Annotated in this window: 19 protein-coding genes; 7 read left to right on the forward strand and 12 right to left on the reverse strand. The window is 59.7% G+C overall.

Translation table 11 applies throughout. From position 1 onward, the window contains the following. Positions 1–121: 121 nt before the first annotated feature. The 5 genes from DHN60_RS11210 to DHN60_RS11230 are packed head-to-tail and all read right to left on the reverse strand — an operon-like array spanning position 122 to position 4,829. Positions 122–979 carry an amidohydrolase gene (locus DHN60_RS11210; RefSeq protein WP_108837396.1) on the reverse strand — a complete coding sequence of 286 codons (858 nt, stop codon included), beginning with the start codon at positions 977–979 and terminating at the stop codon, positions 122–124. Next, positions 972–2,564: an ATP-dependent DNA ligase gene (locus DHN60_RS11215; protein ID WP_108837397.1), complete on the reverse strand. Its 1,593-nt coding sequence runs from the start codon at positions 2,562–2,564 to the stop codon at positions 972–974. The genes DHN60_RS11210 and DHN60_RS11215 overlap by 8 nt, the downstream gene beginning before the upstream one ends. Beyond that, positions 2,561–3,559, reverse strand: coding sequence for a ligase-associated DNA damage response exonuclease (locus DHN60_RS11220; RefSeq protein ID WP_108837398.1), 999 nt, complete (start codon positions 3,557–3,559; stop codon positions 2,561–2,563). The genes DHN60_RS11215 and DHN60_RS11220 overlap by 4 nt, the downstream gene beginning before the upstream one ends. 38 nt (positions 3,560–3,597) lie before the next feature. Beyond that, the gene (locus DHN60_RS11225) at positions 3,598–4,539 is read right to left on the reverse strand and encodes an alpha/beta fold hydrolase (RefSeq protein ID WP_108837399.1); all 942 of its coding nucleotides are present in this window, start codon (positions 4,537–4,539) and stop codon (positions 3,598–3,600) included. Further along, on the reverse strand, positions 4,539–4,829 hold the full coding sequence (locus DHN60_RS11230; RefSeq protein ID WP_108837400.1) for an SCP2 sterol-binding domain-containing protein: 291 nt from the start codon (positions 4,827–4,829) through the stop codon (positions 4,539–4,541). Before DHN60_RS11230 ends, DHN60_RS11225 begins: the two co-directional genes overlap by 1 nt. Before the next feature lie 74 nt (positions 4,830–4,903). Here DHN60_RS11230 and DHN60_RS11235 point away from each other — a divergent pair, with 74 nt between their 5' ends. The 5 genes from DHN60_RS11235 to DHN60_RS11255 all read left to right on the forward strand — a co-directional run bounded on the left by DHN60_RS11235 (position 4,904) and on the right by DHN60_RS11255 (position 9,936). Then, positions 4,904–5,461 (forward strand): tetratricopeptide repeat protein, encoded by a 558-nt coding sequence (locus DHN60_RS11235; protein WP_108837541.1) that lies wholly within the window; start codon positions 4,904–4,906, stop codon positions 5,459–5,461. A 32-nt stretch (positions 5,462–5,493) separates the two neighbouring features. After that, positions 5,494–8,343: a helicase-related protein gene (locus DHN60_RS11240; protein ID WP_108837401.1), complete on the forward strand. Its 2,850-nt coding sequence runs from the start codon at positions 5,494–5,496 to the stop codon at positions 8,341–8,343. After that, positions 8,344–8,730: an RNA-binding S4 domain-containing protein gene (locus DHN60_RS11245; protein WP_108837402.1), complete on the forward strand. Its 387-nt coding sequence runs from the start codon at positions 8,344–8,346 to the stop codon at positions 8,728–8,730. 52 nt (positions 8,731–8,782) lie between these two features. Further along, positions 8,783–9,118, forward strand: a complete 336-nt coding sequence (fdxA, locus tag DHN60_RS11250) for a ferredoxin FdxA (protein WP_108837403.1) — start codon at positions 8,783–8,785, stop codon at positions 9,116–9,118. Between the two features lie 305 nt (positions 9,119–9,423). Next, positions 9,424–9,936, forward strand: coding sequence for a CarD family transcriptional regulator (locus DHN60_RS11255; RefSeq protein ID WP_108837404.1), 513 nt, complete (start codon positions 9,424–9,426; stop codon positions 9,934–9,936). Positions 9,937–10,066: 130 nt separating this feature from the next. Here the strand turns inward: DHN60_RS11255 and cobS are convergent, their stop codons facing one another. Then, complete coding sequence (cobS, locus tag DHN60_RS11260) at positions 10,067–10,831, reverse strand: adenosylcobinamide-GDP ribazoletransferase (RefSeq protein WP_108837405.1); 765 nt, start codon at positions 10,829–10,831, stop codon at positions 10,067–10,069. 74 nt (positions 10,832–10,905) lie between these two features. Between cobS and cobT the strand changes: the two genes are divergently transcribed. Further along, on the forward strand, positions 10,906–11,913 hold the full coding sequence (gene cobT, locus DHN60_RS11265) for a nicotinate-nucleotide--dimethylbenzimidazole phosphoribosyltransferase (RefSeq protein ID WP_108837406.1): 1,008 nt from the start codon (positions 10,906–10,908) through the stop codon (positions 11,911–11,913). Between the two features lie 69 nt (positions 11,914–11,982). Here the strand turns inward: cobT and DHN60_RS11270 are convergent, their stop codons facing one another. Then, complete coding sequence (locus tag DHN60_RS11270) at positions 11,983–13,866, reverse strand: cation:proton antiporter (RefSeq protein ID WP_108837407.1); 1,884 nt, start codon at positions 13,864–13,866, stop codon at positions 11,983–11,985. Between the two features lie 134 nt (positions 13,867–14,000). Next, complete coding sequence (locus DHN60_RS11275) at positions 14,001–14,456, reverse strand: Lrp/AsnC family transcriptional regulator (RefSeq protein WP_108837408.1); 456 nt, start codon at positions 14,454–14,456, stop codon at positions 14,001–14,003. Positions 14,457–14,594: 138 nt separating this feature from the next. Between DHN60_RS11275 and hppD the strand changes: the two genes are divergently transcribed. Beyond that, positions 14,595–15,689 carry a 4-hydroxyphenylpyruvate dioxygenase gene (gene hppD, locus DHN60_RS11280; RefSeq protein ID WP_108837409.1) on the forward strand — a complete coding sequence of 365 codons (1,095 nt, stop codon included), beginning with the start codon at positions 14,595–14,597 and terminating at the stop codon, positions 15,687–15,689. A gap of 51 nt (positions 15,690–15,740) precedes the next feature. On the opposite strand, the gene DHN60_RS11285 is transcribed toward hppD, so the two are convergent. From DHN60_RS11285 to DHN60_RS11300, 4 genes are all read right to left on the reverse strand, one after another. After that, complete coding sequence (locus DHN60_RS11285) at positions 15,741–18,374, reverse strand: hypothetical protein (protein ID WP_108837410.1); 2,634 nt, start codon at positions 18,372–18,374, stop codon at positions 15,741–15,743. Between the two features lie 108 nt (positions 18,375–18,482). Beyond that, positions 18,483–19,775 (reverse strand): O-acetylhomoserine aminocarboxypropyltransferase/cysteine synthase family protein, encoded by a 1,293-nt coding sequence (locus DHN60_RS11290; protein ID WP_108837411.1) that lies wholly within the window; start codon positions 19,773–19,775, stop codon positions 18,483–18,485. 151 nt (positions 19,776–19,926) lie between these two features. Beyond that, complete coding sequence (locus tag DHN60_RS11295) at positions 19,927–20,307, reverse strand: hypothetical protein (RefSeq protein ID WP_108837412.1); 381 nt, start codon at positions 20,305–20,307, stop codon at positions 19,927–19,929. A gap of 165 nt (positions 20,308–20,472) precedes the next feature. Then, entirely contained in the window at positions 20,473–21,483 is a 1,011-nt protein-coding gene (locus tag DHN60_RS11300; RefSeq protein ID WP_108837413.1) for a hypothetical protein, read from the reverse strand. Positions 21,484–21,521: the final 38 nt, after the last annotated feature.

Below are 21,521 nucleotides of genomic sequence, written 5' to 3' on the forward strand. Positions count from 1 at the left end.
GTCGTAGGGGGAGGGCAAGTGTTTGTGGCAACAGACTGGAAGGCCAGCACAGTCGCCAATGTCACTCGGACCCAAGACGGTCGATGGTCGCCGTCGGCCCGTGTTTTTGAGCAGAAGAAGGTTAAGGAAGGAATAGCCGGTCTGGGTTTGCGCACAGGATTTTTTGCCGTTCTTGGGCGCTTGTGATCGCACAGAAACTGTTGGCCAGCGCGCTTGCGTGGGGCATGGGCGCGTCGGCGAGCATCAGGTAGGGCCAGTCCGAGCCCCAGAGGCAGTGATCGGGGTTTGCGTCGACCAGGCGCCGGATCAGGGGGGTGGCGGCCTCCCAGTCGCTGGTGAACCGGTAGGGGGCGGAGAGTTTGACATAGATCTGTCCCTCGGCCAGCAGGGCGCACAGGGTGTCGATGGCCGGGGTGTTGGGGTTGAGGTCTGTGGGCCAGCCGCAGTGGTCGATCACCAGTGGCACGGGCAGGGCGCGGACATCGGCGGCGATCTGTTCGATGTGTTTGTCGGCGTGCAGCAGCATCTGGATGTGCATCCCCTGATCCGCCAGCGCTGGGGCCATGGCCAGCGCCCCGTCCCATGTCAGCACGCCGCCGTGGACATAGTTCAGGCGCACAGCGACAATATTTGCCCGCGCGAAATCTTGGATGTCCTGAGCGCTTGCCCCGTCGGGCAGCAGGCCCACGCCTTTGAACCCGTCGCCCATTGCCTTGATCGCGGCTCGGGTGACGGTGTTGTCGGAGCCATAGAGGATCGTATGTACGATCAGACCCTTGCTGCATCCCAAGGCGGACAGGTGCGCGCGATACATCGCCACCCAATCGTCGAAATCAAGCCCCGGTGCTGGATTCTGGACGCGGGTGGGAGACAGGGGGTGTTCGGGGCCTCCGAGCAGGTGGACATGGGCGTCCCACGCTCCGTTGGGAAATGGTGTTGCGGGCGGGGTCGGCGGGAAAGGCGGGTTTGAGTTATCCATAGATCGCAAGCATCTCGTTCAGGTCCTCGAGGCTGTTGGCCTCGTTGATCGGTTTATCATGACGCCAGCGCAACATGCGCGGAAAGCGCAGGGCGACGCCGGATTTGTGGCGGGGCGAGGCTTGAATGCCCTCGAACGCGATCTCGAACACGTGTTCGGGCGTGACACTGCGTACTGGCCCAAACCGTTCTCGCGTGTTCTTTTTGACCCAAGCAGTGATCTTGCGAAATTCGTCGTCTGTCAGGCCGGAATAGGCTTTGGTGAAGGGCACCAGTTCGTTTCCGTTCCAGACTGCGAAGGTAAAATCAGTGAAAAGATTGGCGCGCCGTCCATGCCCGGATTGGGCGTAGATCATGACGGCATCGATGGTCAGCGGATCCAGTTTCCATTTCCACCAGTCTCCCTTCTTGCGCCCTGTCAGATAGGGGCTGTCGAGGCGTTTGAGCATGAGCCCCTCGGCGCTGGCTGTGCGCGCTGTGCTGCGGATGTCCGCAAGCGTATCCCATGTCTTGAAAGCGATGTCCGGGGAGAGTTTGATTGCGGCCTCAATGGGAAGGGTTTTGCATAATTTTCTGAGGGTTGCGCGCCGTTCTGAAAGTGGAAGGTGGCGGATGTCGATGCCTTTCCATTCCAGCAGATCATAGGCGTAAAGAATGACGGGTGTCTCGGCCAACAGCTTTTTCGGAACCGTCTTGCGCCCGATCCGCTTTTGCAAAACGTTAAAGGATTGCGGGCCTTCGTCGCCCCAGACCAACACCTCGCCGTCCAGCACCGTGCCGTCGGGGACAAAGTCTGGAGCGCGGGCGAATTCTGGGAAGCGATCGGTCATCAACTCTTCTCCACGGGACCAGACAAAGTGCGACTTGTCGCGAATGATCAGTTGGCCGCGGATGCCGTCCCACTTCCACTCTGCCTGCCAATCCGTTGGATTGCCTATATTTTCGACGTCATCATCAAGGCCATAGGCCAGGTAAAACGGATAGGGGCGCGAGGCATTGGCCGTTGGGTCATCGCTTGCGATCAGGGTGTCCCATGTGGTTGTGGCCGGGTCCCAATCGCCCATCAGGCGGTGGGCCATTTCCGCCTCGTCCCGCCCCGTCGCGCGGGCCAGTGCTCGGGTCATCAGTTTTTGGCTAATCCCGATGCGAAAGCCACCTGTCAGCAATTTGTTGAAGAGGAAACGTTGGGTGGTATCAAGGCTGTCCCATGCGGCGAGCACTTGCGCCTTGCGCGCGTCCTCTTCTACGTTTGAAAGGCCGCGTAACGTATTGATCCAGTGCGATAATCCATGATCTGAGTCTGAGTTGGGCTGAGGCAGAACCAGTGCGATGGTTTCTGCCAGATCGCCGACGATGGGATAGGATTCTTCGAACAGCCAAAGCGGGATACCGGCGAATTCAGCCCCCCATTCGCGCAGTTTTGTTGTGGTCACTGCGCGCTTTGGGCGACGTCCTGAAAAGATGGCGATGGTCCAGATCCGGTCGCTTTCGGGGGCGGTTGCGAAATAGTCCGCAAGAGCGGCGACCTTGACCGTGGTCTTGGTCGATTGGTCGATGGCGTTGAACAGGGCGGCGAAGGACTTCATGCGGCGTCTTCGGCTTCGTCGCCGCCGAACTGGGTTGCGACGACCTGGGCGTTAAAGCCGACCTCGGTGAGGTAGCGTGCGAAGATGTCTGTGTAGCCGTGCGTGACATAGATGTTTTCGGCACCGGTTTGTTTGATGGCGTCAAGCAGTCCGGTCCAGTCGGCATGATCTGAGATGACAAAGCCCCGATCGCCAGACCGTCTGCGCCGTATCCCGCGCAGGGCCATCCAGCCGCTGGCAAATCCGGTTTCGCGCTGGCCAAACTTGCGCGCCCATGCGGAATCGAGCGCGGAGGGCGGTGCAAGGACGAGCGCGCCGGGGTGATCTTTGGGCACAATGTCTGGTCCGGCTTGGGTCGTGTGGGGCAGGGTGATCCCTTGCGCGCGCATCACCGAGTTGGTGTTTTCAATGGCCGTATGCGTCAGGATTGGCCCAATGTCGGGGTTCAGCAGCGTCAGCAACCGCTGGGCCTTGCCCAGTGCGTAACAGCCCAAGAAGGCGGTTTTTCCGGCGGTTGCGCAAGAGGACCACCAGTCGTTTATGTCTGCTGCGATGTTGCGCTGATCCTGCCAGCGAAAGACTGGCAATCCGAATGTGCTTTCGGTGATGAAGTGGTGGCATTGCACTGGCTCGAACGGGGTAGAGAGGCCATCGTCGACCACTTTGTAGTCTCCCGAGGCCACCCAGACCTCGCCTGCAACCTCGACCCTGATTTGGGCAGAGCCGGGCACGTGTCCTGCCGGGTGAAACGAGACCGTTGCGCCGCCAATTTGCCGTGTTTCCCCATAAGAGATGGTTTCGAGGGGGATTTCGCCAAGCCGGTGCCGCATGACAGGCGCGGCGATGTCTGTGGCAAGGTATGCCCCCATTCCAGAGCGCGCATGATCCGCGTGCCCGTGCGTGATCAGCGCGCGCGCCACGGGCCGCCATGGGTCGATGTAAAAATCGCCGGCCGGGCAGTAGATGCCCGAAGGGGTAAAGGTGAGCGTCGCCATGAAGGTGAACGTAGCAGGGAAATGTCTTCGCGCCAGCCTCAGGCTGCGGTGTCGAAGCGGTCTGCGATGGTGTCAAAGATGGTTTTGCGCTCGGCTGAACCCTCCATCATCACCTCGTGTTCACCATTTTCAATCACGTGTAGGCCGCTGTTGGGCCAGTCTCGCATGCGGGCCTCTATCCGTCCGACATGCACGATCCGCTCGTTTGTTCCAACAAACGCGTCCGCGGGCACATTTGGTGGAGGCATACGCGACAAAGCCAGTGTTTCGGCCAATGCCTCGCGCAGCCACAGGAAACTCGGACCACCCAGTTCAAGTTCGGGATGTGCCAGCAGTTGCTTGCGCATCATGTCGTACATTTCGAGGTTGCTTGTCAGCAGGTTGTCTTCGTGAGGGGCTGTCAGAACGTAAGATTCTAAAACCCGTCCGGGGGGCAGGCGGTGCCCATGGCCGATCACTGGCATGACTGTGCCCAGAGCCCATGCCACGGGGCGCAGGGCAGCGGCGATCCGGATGCCCCACATGGGGCCGGTAAAGGCGGCGGCTGCCACGTCGATCCCTTCGTAGAGTGAGCGCAGTCCGATGCAGGCACCCATGGAGTGCCCGAGCAAGTAGAAGGGTTTGGGCAAACCAAGTGTCTCGGCGGCTTTGACCATTGCCTGCACGTCCAGCTGATAGTCAGCAAAGAGGCCAACGTGCCCGATACGGTTGTCATCAAGCAGTCGGTCCGCGAGGCCTTGGCCGCGCCAGTCGACAATGATCGAGGCAAATCCGCGCTTGGCCAGATCTCCGGCTGCAGGCGCATATTTTTCGACGTATTCCGTGCGCCCGGGAAACAGCAGAACTGTCCCCTTGGCGTCGTCCGGGCGATAGACGCCCAGCCGGATGCGCACGCCATCGCTGGCATGTGCCCAGTATGCGGCCCCGTCCAGTGGTGCGGGGCACACATCTGTAAAGAGAGGGGCCGCGTCGAGGGTCATCAGGCCAGAACGGAGGCCAGTGACATTGCCATACCCATGTCGCCGTCAACCTTGAGCTTGCCGGTCATGAAGGCGGATGTTGGGTTGGTTTCACCCGACAGGATGGCTTTGAAGGTCTCGGCATCGGCCGAAAGGGTCACGTCCGCAGCCTCGTCTGCGGCGCGCGCACCCGAACTGTCCATCATCACAGCGCCTTCGCCTTCGATGTCAAATTTGGCAGTGCCTGAAAAATCGGCGCCGCTCAGTTTTTCATTCAGCACGACAACGGCTTCGTTTACTGTGTCACTCATCTTTGATGCCCTTTTTGGCTTGGGCCGCGGAGACGTCTCTGGAAATTACCGTGCGGCCTGTTACATTCATGAATATGGGCACACATCTGCGTAAACTCTACCCTGTCGTCACGGCACTTTTACTGACAGTAGGGAATTCCTTACCCGGGCACGCACAATCCTCTCTTGACGAGATGATGGAAGCGCTCCGTGAGGCCGAACCGGCAGAGGCCACGCGCCTGAGCCGCGACATCGAGCGTGAGTGGGCGAGGTCAGGCTCAACTTCGCTGGATATGCTGCTGCGCCGGGGCCGTGAGGCGCTGGAGGAAGAGCAGATCGATATCGCCATCGAACACTTTACCGCCGTGACTGATCATGCTCCCGAGTTTGCCGAAGGCTGGCACGCTAGGGCTACCGCATTTTACATGAAGGATCTTTATGGCCCTGCACTCGATGATTTGCAGCGTGCGTTGATCCTGAACCCCGACAACTACAACGCCATCTTTGGTCTTGGCGTGATGTTGCAAGAGTTTGGCGACTATGAACGTGCGCGGGATGCCTTTGATCAGGTTCTCGACTTGCATCCGAACCACGAAAACGCCAACACGGCGCGTGAGCAGCTTAAATCCAGAGGCATAGGCCGCGAGCTTTGATCCAAAGCACCGGGTGAAACGGGGGACGGCCCATGTCGGGCGACGCGCGGGTGGTGGCCGTTTTAGGCCCCACCAATACAGGTAAAACCACTTACGCCATCGAAAGGATGCTGGGCCACCGTACAGGGGTGATCGGTCTGCCTTTGCGTCTGCTTGCACGCGAGGTTTATGACCGGATTGTTGCATTGCGCGGTCCATCGGTTGTCGCACTTGTCACCGGCGAAGAGCGCATTGTCCCCCCCCGCACCCAATATTGGGTCTGTACCGTTGAGGCGATGCCCGAGGGCATGGGTGTTGATTTCCTTGCGATTGACGAGATCCAGCTGTGCGCCGACCCTGAACGCGGCCACGTGTTTACTGACCGCCTTTTGCGCGCGCGTGGTCTGCATGAAACGCTGTTTCTGGGCGCTGATACCATGCGTGGCCCCATCGGTGCTTTGGTGCCGGGCTTGCAATACATGCGCCGCGAGCGGATGTCGCAGCTGGTTTATTCGGGGCAGAAAAAGGTGTCGCGGATGCGCGCCCGCTCGGCCATCGTCGGGTTTTCGGTTGATAACGTCTATGCCATCGCTGAACTGATCAAGCGCCAGCGTGGCGGGGCTGCTGTCGTGATGGGCGCGCTGAGCCCGCGCACCCGCAACGCCCAAGTGGACATGTACCAGAACGGCGAGGTTGATTTTCTGGTGGCTACGGACGCCATCGGGATGGGGCTTAACCTCGACATTGACCATGTGGCGTTTTCATCGCTGACCAAGTTCGACGGGCGGCGCATGCGCCCCCTTGCGCCCAATGAGTTGGCCCAGATCGCCGGACGCGCCGGGCGCGGCCAGAAGGACGGGACATTCGGCGTCACCGGAGACGTGCGCCCCTTGGACGACGGCACGGCGCAGGCAATCATGGATCACCGATTTACCCCGGTGCAAAAGCTGCAATGGCGCAACCATGCCCTTCAGTTCGGAACGATTGATGCGTTGGTGCGGTCGTTGGAGGCCCCGCCGGATCACGAGGTTCTCGTGCGGGCGCGCGAAGCAGATGATGTCATGGCGCTGAAATCGCTGGGTGAGAGCGCCGAGGTGGTGGCGCGCTGCACCGACGGGCCGTCGGTCAAGTTGCTGTGGGATGTGTGCCGGGTGCCCGACTTCCGTGGGATCAGCCATCAGGAACACTCCAGCCTTCTCGATGTTATCTTTCGCTATCTGCACGAGCGTGGGTCCATTCCCAACGATTGGATGGGCCGCCAGATCAAACGGATTGACCGCACCGATGGTGACATAGATGCCGTCAGCAAAAGGCTGGCGTTTATCCGCACATGGACCTATGTGGCGCAGCGCAAAGGGTGGGTGGACGATATAGACCATTGGCGCAGCGAGACGCGCCATGTAGAAGACCGCTTGTCAGATGCTCTTCATGAAAAGCTGACACAAAGATTTGTAGACCGGCGCACCAGTGTATTGTTGCGCCGGCTAGGCCAGAAGGAGGCCATGGTGGCCGAAGTAAATGACAATGGTGAAGTGACTGTCGAAGGCGAGTTCGTCGGCAAGTTGGACGGGTTCCGTTTCTCTCAGGACAAGGGGACAGGCGCGGCCGAAGCCAAGACGATCAAGTCGGCGGCTTTGCAGGCGCTTGCCCCTCATTTCCATCTGCGTGCGGATCGTTTTTACAACGCCCCCGACACAGAGATCGATTTCACCGAGCAAGGTGGCCTGATGTGGGGTTCCTCTGCCGTGGGCAAGCTGGTGGCGGGGTCTGACCCTCTGAAGCCACAGGTTGAAGTGTTTGTGGACGATGTTGCCGGTCCGGAGGTTGCACAGAAGGTGCAACGCCGCGCGCAGCATTTCATCGACCGCAAGGTGGCCGCCCTGTTTGAGCCTCTGCTGAACATGGAGCGCGACGAGGCTTTGACCGGTTTGGCCAAAGGCTTTGCTTTTCGTTTGATCGAGGCGCTGGGCGTGTTGCCCCGTGCCGCTGTGGCCGATGAGGTCAAAGCGCTGGATCAGGATGCGCGCGGCGCGCTGCGCAAGCATGGCATCCGCTTTGGGCAGTTCACGATCTTTATGCCGTTGTTGCTGAAACCTGCGCCGACCCGGTTGCGTCTGGTGCTTTGGTCGCTGTCCAAGGGATTGGGCGAGTTCCCCGAATCTCCGCCCCCCGGTCTGGTCACGATACCAGCCATGACGGGTGCCGCCGACGGTGCGGACACGATGGCGGGCTACCGCAACGCGGGCGAGCGCGCGATCCGTATCGATATGCTGGAGCGTCTTGCTGACATGCTGCGCGCCGAGGATTCGCGCGGTGGTTTTGAGGCCAAGGCCGATATGCTGTCGATCACGGGCATGACCCTGGAGCAGTTTGCTGGTCTGATGGCGGGCCTTGGGTACAAGGCCGAGAAGGGTGAGCGCGCGAAAGTGAAGCTGGCCGCCGCAGAGCCAAGCGACGCCGCAGCATCCGATGCAAAGGACGACACTCCGACGGCAGACGCCGACACTGCCGACGCCTCGGCTGAAGCACCGGCAGCAGAAGAAACCGAAGTCGCCGAACCCGCGCCTGTCGAGGTCGAAACGTCTGAAGCCGCGCAAAGCGACGCTGCGCCTGAGACAGAGCAGAGCGAAGATGCGCCGAGCGAGGACGCGCCTGAAGTTGAAGTGTTTTATACGTTCACTTGGGGGCGCGCGCCTGCGGCCAACCGGGGTCGCCCTGCGCAAGGGGGCAAACCCCGTGGCAAAGGTGGTCAGGGTGGCAAACCCAAAGGCAAGGGTAAGGGGCCGCGCAAGGATGGCGACAAGGGCCAGAATTTCTCTGCCCGTCCACCGCGCAAAGAAAAGCCCATCGACCCGGACAATCCGTTTGCAGCGGCCTTGATGGGTTTGAAGGACAACAAGTAATTGAGCGAAGCGGGCGACAAGCTGCGTCTGGACAAATGGCTGTGGTTTGCCCGCTTTTTCAAAACACGCTCGTTGTCGGCGGCCCGAGTGGCGGCTGGGGATGTGCGCGTGAACGCAGAGCGGGTGACCAAGCGCGCCACGACAATCCAACCGGGCGATGTGTTGACCTTTGCCATAGGTCGTGACGTACGCATTATCGAGGTCGTGGCCATCGGTACACGGCGCGGCCCGGCGCCTGAGGCGCAAACGCTCTACAACGATATGTCCCCCGAACCAGCCCCGCGCGAAACGCCTGTTCCCGAGAACCCGAGATTTGAAGGAAAAGGGCGTCCGACCAAACGCGTGCGGCGACAGGGTGATCTTTCCCGTGCTCGCCACCTTGAATGATACGTCATGCTCATTTACCTAAGCCGCTGAACCGCATCACACGAGCCCCTGCATGACCTATATCGTCAACGATTCCTGCATCGCCTGCAAATACACCGACTGCGTCGAAGTATGCCCGGTCGATTGCTTTTACGAAGGCGAGAACATGCTGGTGATCCATCCCGATGAGTGCATCGATTGTGGCGTGTGCGAACCTGAATGCCCCGCCGATGCCATTCGCCCGGACACCGAGCCAGACATGGAAAAATGGGTCGAGTTCAATCGCAAGTATTCCGAGATGTGGCCGGTCATCATCACCAAGAAAGACCCGCTGCCCGCTGCCGAAGAGATGGATGGCAAAGAGGGCAAGATGGAGCTGTTTTCCGAAGCGCCCGGCGAAGGCGGCTGACGATTTCCGAATCAGTTTATCTGTTGGGTTTTCTGCATCTGCGGCATGAACTGCGCCCTCTAACGGGCTGAAAAAGCGCATCCTTGTCGCTGCTGCCCCAAGGGTAGCTTTCGAATCTGCGTTTTTTGTGTTATGATTTCACCACAACTGACAGACGGATACACCTTTGGGCCGGTCGATAACGACGCTGGCCCACCTGAAATCTCGACCTGAACCGCACCTTAGGCGTGGCATGATTGCCCCGGCTGATGCGGATTTGACTGTCGAAAATGGGCCATGTCCGGCACGTCTTATGAGGATACCGAATGACAAAATCTAAGAAACTCGACTTTCGCCCCAATGAATTTGTGGTTTACCCGGCACATGGTGTGGGCCAGATCATCTCGGTCGAAAGTCAGGAAGTGGCAGGGCTGACGCTTGAGCTGTTTGTGATCTCGTTCGAGAAGGACAAGATGACGCTGCGCGTGCCCACCAACAAAGCGACCGATATCGGTATGCGCGCGCTTAGCAGCCCAGACGTCATCGCACATGCGATGAAGACCCTGAAGGGCAAGGCCAAGGTCAAGCGCGCCATGTGGTCTCGTCGCGCGCAGGAATACGAGCAAAAGATCAATTCGGGCGATCTGATCGCCATTGCCGAAGTTGTCCGCGATCTGCATCGCACCGACGATCAGCGCGAACAAAGCTATTCTGAACGCCAGCTGTATGAGGCAGCCCTTGAGCGGTTGACCCGCGAAGTGGCGGCTGTGTCTGGTGGTGATGAAGTGGCCGCTGCCAAGGAAGTGGGCGATGTGCTGACAAGTCGCGTCGCCGCCTGATCCAAGGCCGTTTGAGAATTAGACCGCGTCCCTGTTTTGGGGCGCGGTTTTTTGTTGTCTGGTTGGAATAGGGCTGTGTCCCTGCATCTGCGAGGCCCGCCAAGGCTCTTTGCCGGATCGGGGGGATCAATCAGCCGAGCGTTGCAGCAAGTGTAATCAGGACGGTGATTTCCGTGCAGATTTGCGTCGCTCCTAGGATGTCGCCTGTTTGCCCGCCAATCTTGGCCTTTGCCAAGGCACCTATGCCAGCAGCCACAACGCCTGCGATGATCAGAGCAAGCAGGCCCGGTCCGCCGCTCAACACAATAGCGCAGGCGGCCGCGATGAGCATTCCGATGAGCATGGCCGGAGTTGAAGGACGCCCAACGCTATGAGACAGCCCGGCGTCGCGTGCATGGGGCAGGGCAAACATCAGCGGCGCCATCAGTGCGCGCGAGATTACCAGAGCTGTGATCAACCCGGCTATGGTGACTTCTGCCAGACCCACCCAGCGCAGTCCCATCGCAAGGATCAGCGCAAGGACGCCGTACGCGCCGATCCGACTGTCTTTCATGATCTCAAGGCGGCGTTTCGGGTCGTGCCCACCCCAGAGCCCGTCTGCGGTGTCGGCGAGGCCATCCTCGTGCATGGCCCCTGTCAGGATCACAAGAACCGCCAGTGTGAGCCCTGCACCCATGACCGCAGGTAACGAAAGGATACTGGTAAGCCACACCACACCGCTGGCAAACAGGCCAAGAATGAGGCCGACCACAGGATAGGCCCAGACAGCCCGCGCCCCATGATCAAACGCCTGATCGGGCAGGCGCGGTATCGGCAACCGTGTCAGCAGAACGAGCGCTGTGGGCAGGTCCCTCAAGCGCTCTTTCAGCGTGGTGTCGGTTTCATCGGGTTCCATGTCCTGTCCTGACTTGCGGCGCGTGACGCTTTGGGTAAAGAGCGTGGGACGAACAGGCAAGGACAACACGCGATATGAGCTTTGATACACTCGACGAACTGCGCGCAATTTTGGCAGAGATGCCTGGCCCTGACGCGACTGCGCTAGAGGGGGCTGCCGCACGCAATGGTCAGTTGACCAAACCGCCCGGTGCATTGGGACGGCTGGAGGATCTCGCGATCTGGTATGCTGGCTGGCGCGGCGACGCCCGCCCTGCCATCAGTACGCCGCAAGTGATTGTTTTTGCCGGAAACCATGGGGTCGCGGCGCGCGGCGTATCGGCGTTTCCGCCTGAAGTGACCGTTCAAATGGTCGCCAATTTTGAGCATGGTGGTGCTGCGATCAACCAGCTTGCGAAGGCCTTTGGGGCGCGCATGGATGTGGTCCCGTTGGACCTTGACGTGCCGACGGCTGATTTTACTGCGGGGCCTGCGATGAGCGAGGCCGACGTGGTCGCTGCGTTGCGTGCAGGCTGGGACGGTGTCGATCCGGCGGCGGACCTGTTGGTGGTCGGTGAAATGGGGATCGGCAACACCACGTCAGCAGCGGCGATTGCGGCGCATTTGTTTGGGGGCGACGCGGGGGCGTGGACCGGGCGTGGAACTGGGGTTGAAGGCGATGCTTTGGCCGCCAAGACTCAAGTTGTCGCGGATGGTTTGGCCATGCACGCAGATGCGGGGGATGGTCTGGACGTGTTGATGCGCCTTGGCGGGCGCGAATTGGCGGGTATGGCTGGGGCGATGGCGCGGGCGCGGTTTTTGTCCATTCCGGTGATTATGGATGGCTTTATCTGCACGGCGGCGGCGGCCTGTCTGGAACACACCGCCACAGGCGCTCTCGATCACGTTGTCGCGGGGCACCAGAGCGCGGAAGGGGCCCATGCGCGCATGCTTGAGGCTTTGGGCAAGACGCCGCTTTTGTCATTGGGATTGCGCCTTGGCGAAGGGTCTGGTGCGGCGCTGGCCATCGGCGTTCTGAAGGGGGCTGTTGCGTGCCATTCGGGCATGGCGACATTTGCTGAGGCGGGTGTCGCAGACGGGTGAGGTCATCGCGCGGCTCTGTTTCGGCCTTGCCGAAAGATGCCCGCCCGCCGACCCCGGGCATCGCGCAGTTTACGCCCGTTTCGGCTCTTCGCCGCGCGCCGAAAGTGACACTTCGAGGTCTTTTTCAAGCTCTCGGGCCAGTGCGACGTATTCATCGTTCTTCGAGGTCGGAACATTCGGATCGTAAAGTTCGGCCAGACGCCGCACCGCTACGCGGTCGTGGGCGTAGAACAGTTTTTCGGCCTCGGCGGCCTCGTATTCGCTAAGCCCCAGATTTTCGAGCGCGTAACGTCCGGCGCGCAACGAGGCATCAAACATTTCGCGCACGATGTCATCCGCACCTGCCTGATACAGGTTGTAGACATGCACCCGGTCGTAGGCGCGCGCGATGATGTGAATGTCTGGGCGGACTTTGCGCGCATAGGTCACGAGGTTGATCGCGGCCTTTGGGTCGTCCAGTGCCACCACGAGAATGCGGGCTGTGTCGATCCCTGCGGCATGCAGAATGTCGGGGCGGCTGGGATCGCCCAGAAAGCCCTTGAATCCGAACCGCCGCATCAGCGCGATGGTTTCCATGTCGTGATCCAGAACAACTGTATTGAACCCAGTGCCTTGCAGCAGGCGGTTCACGATTTGCCCGAAGCGCCCAATTCCTGCGATGATCACAGGCCCTTCGTCATCAATTTCGTCGGCTTCAACATCATCTTTGGACTCGGCCATGCGCCGCGAGATGACCTCGTAAAGGATGAACAAGAGCGGGCTGATCAGCATCGTCAATGCGATCACAAGCAGCAGTGTTTCGGCCACGTATATTGGGATCACCCCCTGACCAACCGAAAACGCGGCCAGCACAAAACCAAACTCGCCCGCTTGCGCCAAACCCAGCGTGAACAGCCAGCGATCCCGGCCTTTGATCCTGAACGCCACGGAGAGGCAGTAGAGCACCAGACCTTTGAGCAGGATCACCAATATCGCCATTGAGAGTAGAGCCGGCCAGCGATCAAACAGCATGATGAAGTTGATCCCTGCGCCGACGGTGATGAAGAACAGGCCCAAGAGCAGACCTTTGAACGGTTCGAGGTCGGTTTCCAGTTCGTGGCGGAATTCGGAACTTGCCAGAACCACTCCGGCGAGGAAGGCCCCGAGCGCAGGTGATAGCCCGACGAGCATCATCAGGAACGAGATCGACACCACGATCAGAAGGGCCAGGGCGGTGTACATTTCGCGCAGGCGCGCGGCGTGGATAAAGCGAAAGACGGGCCGGGTCAGGAATATGCCTGCCAGAACAACGGCCGCCACGGCACCGATTGTTACGAGTGTCACGCCCCATCCGGGCAGCCCGTCCACAAGGCTGAGCGAAAATTCACCGTGCCCGCCGCCGTGCCCGTCACCGTTATGGTCTCTTTCAATGGACCCGTCGGCCGTGATTTGAACCGGCACCGTCACGGCCAGCAGGGGCAGGAAGGCCAGGATCGGGATCACGGCAATGTCTTGTGTCAGCAACACGGAAAACACCGAGCGCCCACCGCCGGTCTTTATCAGCCCTTTCTCGGACAGCGTTTGCAAAACGATGGCCGTGGAGGACAGGGCCAGTGTCAATCCGATCGCAAGTGAGACGCTCCAGGATTGGTTGTAGGCCATTGCCACGCCCATCATCGCAAGAGTGGACAGCGCGATCTGTGCCCCGCCAAGCCCGAGCAGCTTGTGTCGCATATCCCAAAGTGCGCGCGGTTCCAGCTCTAGCCCGATGAGGAACAGCATCATGACGACGCCGAATTCGGCGAAATGCTGAAGGTCTTCGGTTTCGGCCCCAACGAGGCCTAGCACCGGACCGATCAGTATGCCCGCTGCCAGATATCCCAGAACAGACCCGAGCCCCAGACGCGCGGCAATTGGCACCGCAAGCACGGCGGCTGCGAGGTAGATGGAGGCTTGGTACAGGAAGCTTTCCATGGCGATGCCTTTTGAGGGTGAGTGCAAGAATGTGGGGCTTTGGCCGCAAGCACAACCGGCAACATCATCAAAGTGGCACAAAGGGCGGAAATTCGGTGCCAGATGTTGGACTGGCGATCCCGTGGCATGGGGCCTCAGGTGGGTAGGGGGCCGTCCCGTTTGAGCTGATCCATGACGATTTGACTGTGCACGCGTGCGACCGAAGGGTGCGGCAGCAGGACGTCGTGTATCAACGCGTTTAGCGCCGCTAGATCCGCGCAGTAGACGCGCAGCAGATAGTCGGCGTCGCCCGTCATCGCCCATGCGCTTGTGATCTCGGGCGAGGTGTCCAGCAGGCGGGCAAAGCTGGCTGAGTGTTCCGGGCCGTGGGTGCCGAGGTGCACCTGAACAAAACCCTGCACACTGAGCCCAAGCCGCGCCGGATCAAGGCGCGCGACATAGCCTTGGATGTAGCCATCCGCTTCGAGCCGCTGACGGCGGCGTCCGATCTGACTGGCTGACAGGTTTAGCTTGTCGCTGAGGTGTTGTGCCGTGAGGTGCGCGTCTTGTTGAAGGGCAGCAAGCAGGCGGGTGTCGAGGGAATCTAGCATGTGCGGAATTCCTGCATAGAATTTTAATTATTTGCGTATGGTGCGCGTAAACTGTGAGAAAAACCATCACTTTTACGCGCATTTTGCGCGCGATGCGCTGTATTTCGAGCGTAAATCACCCTTACCAGGAGTTCCCCGATGGGCCCTTTTCCCCACGACGCCCCGAAATCTGAGATCACCGAAGCCAACCCGATGGGCACGGACGGTTTTGAATTCGTCGAATTTGCCCATCCTGATCCAGAGGAACTGCGCGCGCTGTTCACGCGCATGGGGTATCAAAAGGTGGCCCGTCACCGGTCGAAACAGATCGAGTTGTGGCAGCAAGGCGATATCACATACGTTTTGAACGCCGAACCAGACAGCTTTGGCGCGCGGTTTGTTGAAGAGCATGGACCCTGCGCGCCGTCCATGGGTTGGCGGATCGTTGATGCGCAGGCCGCTTTTGAGCGCGCGCTGTCATTGGGGGCTAAGCCCTATGAAAGCACGGACAAAGTTCTGGATGTGCCTGCCATCTACGGCATCGGCGGTAGTCTGATTTACTTTGTAGATCAGTACTATGACACCTCACCCTACAATGATGAGTATGAGTGGCTGGAGCAGTCCAAACCGCGCGGTGTTGGTTTTTTCTACCTCGATCACCTGACGCACAATGTGCACAAGGGGAACATGGACACGTGGTTCCGATTTTACGGCGATCTGTTCAATTTCAAAGAAATCCGGTTTTTTGACATCGAGGGTAAGTTCACCGGACTGCTCAGCCGTGCGCTGACCTCGCCTTGCGGACGCATTCGTATCCCGATCAATGAGGATCGCGGCGAGACTGGGCAGATCGTGGCCTATCTCAAGAAGTACAAAGGCGAGGGCATTCAACACATCGCGGTCGGTTCGGATGACATCTATGACAGCACAGATGCGATTGCCGATAATGGGTTGAAGTTCATGCCCGGACCGCCGGACACTTACTATGATTTGAGCAAGACGCGCGTTGCGGGCCATGACGAGCCGCTGGAGCGGATGCGCAAGCATGGTATCCTGATCGATGGCGAAGGCGTCGTTGATGGGGGTGAAACCAAGATTCTTTTGCAGATCTTCTCAAAAACTGTGATTGGGCCGATCTTCTTTGAATTCATTCAGCGCAAAGGCGACGAAGGATTTGGCGAAGGGAACTTTAAGGCTCTGTTTGAAAGCATCGAACAAGAACAGATCGACAGCGGAGAGCTGGCGGCTGGTTAAGGCGTCATTCCCAGAGATCAGAAAAGGAGGCGGAAACCGTGTTGGTTTCCGTTACCCTTTCGGCATCTTCAGCACCACGTTGCGACCGCTCTTTTGGTAGCGCAGTTCGGAATCGCCGATCGCTGATATACGTCCGCCGTCAAAGCGGTCGCCCACTTCGACTTTTTGGTAGCGTCCATTGGCCAAGCGCACCAGCGCGCGCCGATTGGACGGCGTGCCGTAGACCCCAATCAGATTGACTCGGCGCAGGTTGATTGCGTTGCGCACGGTGGCCTCGCGCGTCACGGACGCCGAGGAAGGAATCTTGGGAGTAACGGTACGAGGTGCAATGGAAACTGTGCGCTGTGGTTTCGGCGTTGCCTCTGCCTCTGCCTCGGGTGCTGGTGCAGGAGCAGGTGCTGGAGTGGCCCGCGCGACGGTGCGCGCGAAGTTACGCGGACGCGTTGCGGGGCGCAGGGACACAGCCGTCGCCAGTTCGGAAACGGGTGCGTTTTCTGCCGTTTCTTCTTGGTTCTGTTCTTCGATTTCTTGGGGCGCTTGCGGGCGCAGGCGAGGTCGCAAGGCGGCCAGTTCGGTGCGCGACAGCCCGCCAAGCGTGGCGCGTTCGTTCTGTTCGATCAAATCGGTTGGCCTTGCGCGTGGGCGAACTTGCACAATGGTCGTGGTGTTCGGGTTCGCATCTTCGCCGACCTCAAGCCGTGCGCGGGTGACTGGCGGAACGATGGGTGGCCTGCCCAGATACACCGTGAACCCATCCGGGCTTAGCGCGCCTTCGACCGTGGGGATGATACGCCCTTGTGCGTCCCGGGCAAAGTTTGTGCCCGCTGCGGCGGGCGATGTAATCAGCGCCGGTCGTCGGTCGGTGTAAAAGGATGCCGAGCGCGGCAGGGCCACGGCGTCAAGCGCGGGGCTGACCGGGTCGATCCCGGTGACATAGAGGTCTTCGAGGTCCACAAGGCCCGTTGGGCTTGGAACATCCGGGGCTTTGGGCCAGATGCCGGTGACGGCATAGCGCGCGTCAAGGGCGGCTGCATCAAGCTCTTCGGGTGCCACTGGTTCAGGCAGGGGATCGCGCAATGCGTCCAGAACGGCGGCGTCCTCGGGGCTTAACCCGTCATCGGTGAGACTGTCGTTGAGCGCCGCGACGACAATGCCATCCGCTTCTGCTTCTGGGTCGGGTTCAAGAACGGTGGTGGCACCGACGTCTTCGACCAGCGCGGGGCTGGTGTCATCAGGCAAGGTGGACGCCAGCGTGCGTTCGCGCGGAGGAAACAGACGCGCCAGCCCATCGTCAAGAAAGATAGAGGCCCATGCCGCAACACCGGCCAGGAACACAATCAGCAGGGCCGTCAGGATCAGTCCCAGAAACCGTGGTTTGCCTCGCACCGTAACGTCACCACGGGCGCCGAACACAGTCATACGCTCGGTTTCTATGGCCGGAGGCTCATGCGCCGGATTTTTGGCAGGCGCTGGAACGCGGGCTGTGGGTCGGTGCGCGTCGGCATCGGGCGCGACCGGCGCTTTGCGCCGTGAAAGGAACCCTCTGGGGCGCTCTTTTGCCGGCGCGACAAGGGGGGCAGGGCTTGTCTCGGTTGTCGCCACGACCGGTGGCTCGGTTGGGCGTAGGCTGTCTGCGGCAGATTTTGGCGGGGCCGTCAGGTTTACCTCGTCCTGATCGGGTGCCTCGGTCTGCGTCGGCGGCAGCGGTGATTTGGGGGGCACTTTGGCACCGCGCAACACCCCGCCCAGACGCAGTGGAGGCGCATCAGAAGACGGATCTTGCCGACGTCTTGTGGCAAAGCCCAGCAGCGGTGGGGTGGTCTGTTCAGTATCGAGCGGAGTGTCGTCTGGGATGTCGATATCTTCGACGATCACGCCTGCATCCACGGCCAGTGTTTCTGCGACCACGGGATCCTTTGGCACAGCATCGGGCGTTGGGGCAGTGTCGGGCGTTGGCGCGTCGGCGATGCTTGGCGCTGTCTCTTCTGTTTGCTCGGGTGCTTCTGCTTCGGGCTCTGGTGCGTCCTGCGTCAGCATCGCAGGGCCATCCGCCTCGTCCTTGATCTGGTCAGGCTCTACCGGCTCTTGGGCTGGTTCTTCCACAACCGGGTCAACGATGGGCTGCTCTGGTTCTGCCAGTTTTTCTACGATGACCACACGCACGCCATCCGGTTCGACTTCGGTGCCGGGTGGGAGTGCGGTCTTGGCGTGGGAGGTCGGGCCAAAGAACGGCTCGCCTAGGAACTCCGCGCCGGTTCCGGCAGCCGCGAAGCTGACCGGGGCAAACCCGTGTTGGCGGGCAAAGTCTTCGGCCTCTTGCAGCGTTTCGCGGGCTACGGCGGCGATATGGGTTGTGTCTCCGTCCGGAGAAATGTCGAAGGCCAATGCATCGACCGCATAGGGGGTGGCGCCGTCAAGGGCGGCGCGCGCAGCGTCTTTGCGGGCAAGATCATCCTGCCCCGGCGTTTTGACGCTGAGATAGCGGATTTGTTCGTCCGGGATAATCAGCTTGGTATAGAGCGGGCCGCTGTCCGCGGCCTCGCCCGCGTTGCGCAGTGTTGCCAGCGCCCCTGCAAGGTCAGACTCCGAGATCGACACCTCGCCCAACAGGTACCACCCGCCCGCTGCGCGTTGCAGCAGGCGGATCCCGTCAAAGGACAAGGACATCGCAAAGTTCGGCTTCATACTAGGCCTTTAGCAAGTTGGGCGCGTGGATGGAACGCACCTCTATATGCAACGTAGGATAAAGCAGGACTTTGCCCATGCAAAGTAAAAGCGGCGTGGGGACTGGTCCTAGCTTGCTGCCTTGGCCAGCGCCTGATCCAAATCGGCGATAAGATCATCCACATCCTCGGTTCCGATGGAAACGCGCACCACTTCGGGCGCAGCCCCGGCCGCACGCTGCTGTTCGGCTGTGAGCTGGCGGTGCGTGGTTGAGGCGGAGTGGATGATGAGCGAGCGGGCATCGCCCAAGTTCGCCACGTGACTAAAGATTTCGAGCGCGTTGACCAGTTTAATGCACGCATCGTACCCGCCCTTGACCGCAAAGGTGAACAAACCACCGGCCCCGCGCGGACAGATCTTGGCTACCCGTTTGTAATAGGGCGAGGATTCCAGGCCTGCGTAGGTCACGTATTCAACGCGTGGGTCGTTTTCGAGCCAGTTGGCGATCTTGACTGCGTTTTCGACATGCCGGTCCATACGCAATGACAAGGTTTCTGTGCCCATCAGCGTGTAGTGCGCGGCCTGTGGGTTCATTGTCATGCCCAGATCCCGCAAACCAATTGCGATCCCGTGGAAGGTGAAGGCGAGGGGGCCGAACGTTTCGTGGAACTTGAGCCCATGATAGGCCTGTTCGGGTTGCGACAGCGCCGGGAATTTGTCGTTGGCTGACCAGTCAAACTTGCCGGAATCTACGACGCAGCCTCCGGTGACTGTGCCGTTGCCGGTCAGGTATTTGGTTGTGGAATGCACAACCAGCGTCGCTCCGTGTTCGATGGGGCGGCACAGGTAGGGGGTGGCCGTTGTATTGTCTACGATCAGCGGAATTTCTGCACCGTCAGCAATTTCGGCAATCGCATCCAGATCGGTGATGTAGCCGCCCGGGTTGGCAATCGCTTCGCAGAACACGGCGCGGGTATTGTCATCGATGGCGGCCTTCACGGCGTCCAGATCGTCAAAGTCGACGAACGTTGCCTCCCATCCGAACCGTTTGATGGTGTGACTGAACTGGGTGACGGTGCCGCCATAGAGACGAGTGGAGACGACCACGTTTTTGCCCGGTGACATCAGCGGGTACAGCGCCATGATTTGCGCGGCGTGCCCTGATGAACAACATACTCCGCCTACACCTCCTTCGAGCGTCGCGATGCGTTCCTGCAGCACGGCGACGGTCGGGTTGGTCAGGCGGGAATAGATGTAGCCGACCTCTTGCAGGTTAAAGAGGGCAGCGGCGTGTTCTGCGTCACGAAACACATATGCCGTGGTTTGATAGATCGGTGTCTGGCGTGCACCCGTAGCGGGGTCAGGCCGTGCGCCTGCGTGAATTTGAAGGGTGTCAAAACCGTATTTCGGGCCGTCGGTCATTTTGAGGTTCCTTTGCCTTGAGGCGCTGTGGTTGCCTTATCGATAGGCAAAGGAACGACTGCGGGCAAGACGATCCAGGTTTTTTAGGAACTTCGCAATCACGGCCTGACAGGGTTGGCCGCCCATTTGTCGTAGGAGCGCGTGACCGGGGTCAGGCGATCTTGGTCATGGAATAGCTGGCTGAAACTTCGGGAAACGCCTGTTCGATGTATTCAATCAATTCGATCTTGGGAGACCGCGCCGCATCGTCATAACGCAGGACATAGTGCACTTGGCTTGTTTTCAGGCACGTTCCTTGCGCGTCCAGGTGATCCCATTCGACCCAAACGTTGCTGTATCCGTTGACAGGCAACCCATCGGCCAGAATGCGCGGCGTTATTTTGGTAATGCCGGCGTTAAGCGAGGCGTCGTGATACATTGTCAGCACTTCTTTGAAAGTGCACGGCGCACCAAAGACCTGCAGGGTGTCTCCGGCATAAAGTGGAATGGGGAAGACAAAGTTCTCAAGAACTGCGTCAATCCTTCCCTGCATTAAGTTTTCAACTATGCCGCTCAGGAATAAACAAGTCGCATCTGACATGTGCCTGCTCCCTTCGCTTGAAACTTGGCAAGTTGGGTGACGGTTATTCGGATGCGTCCAGTACATGGATGTACATCCGTTTTTTAGGGTGAGTGGCTGTTAATATAGCGCAAGAAGCTAGCGCATCCAGAAACCGTTGGATTTTATTCGATTTCGGATTGCCTGTTCCTTGCGGGGCAGGTCGTTTTGGTCAAAAAGTGCGCGCACTTTTTCGCCGCGCCCCTGAAAGACCATGCGCTTGATTGGGTCGTATCCTTTGAGGACCTTTTTGATCTTGTTTGGGCTGCACACGGCGTGAAGGGTGTCTATGACGGCCTGATTTTCCCGGGCATAAAGCATTGGGAGCAGGCGGTAGTGGCAACTCACCGGCCCGTCGAGATGTGCATGCACCGCGCTGTCGCGACCACCGCCCAAGGCGTGGATCACAAGGGGCAGGGCCACTTGGTCAAGCCACGGATCCAATGACTGGCACACAAGTTCCGGTGGTGGAGTGTCACGAATGTGCAAAGTGTATGCGAGGAATTTTTCCCCGAACGCATGCGGGCATGATCCGAAAAAGTAGCCTGCGTTGAAGTAGAGATAGCGTTTCCAGTACTCGTCAGGCTCGTTCAGATCGAGGCTGCTTTCAAAGTCGAGATCAAACGCATCATAGAGCGACTTCCAGATGTCAGTGTAGCCGGGCCCGTAGAGTTCCAGTTGCGGCCATGTGTCGGTGCGCCGCATCGATGCGCTGGGATAGTCAAAGTCGAAGAGCACGTCGTTGAGTTCACCCGTGATTAGGGTGTCACTGTCGAAAAACACAAACGGCTCGCCTTTGGGCAATGCCTGCAGCATCTCGATCTTGTTTCCGGGCGGGTAAGTATGGCCGAAATGCTTGGATTCAAAGGGGACTATTTCGGCGCCTAGATCAGCGAGGGCCGCCCGGACATCCCCGTTTCCGATCCGCGGATCTTTGGGCCATAGAGGGCCGGGCTGGGGTTCTGCGATCAGCACGCGGCCTTTGAAATTGGGGCTTTTGGCGCGCAGCGAGGCAACAAACAACAGGGCTTCGTACTCCAGCCGCCCGGACTGCCCCACAAGGGCGATGTTAAAGAGTTGTTCCGCCTTTTTTGCGGGTTTGCGTGCCATTGTGCCTGCTTTGCATCTTTTTCCTTGGTACAACTATA

Origin of the sequence: Tateyamaria sp. Alg231-49, from assembly GCF_900143535.1 — a bacterium.
Taxonomy (GTDB): Bacteria; Pseudomonadota; Alphaproteobacteria; order Rhodobacterales; family Rhodobacteraceae; genus Tateyamaria.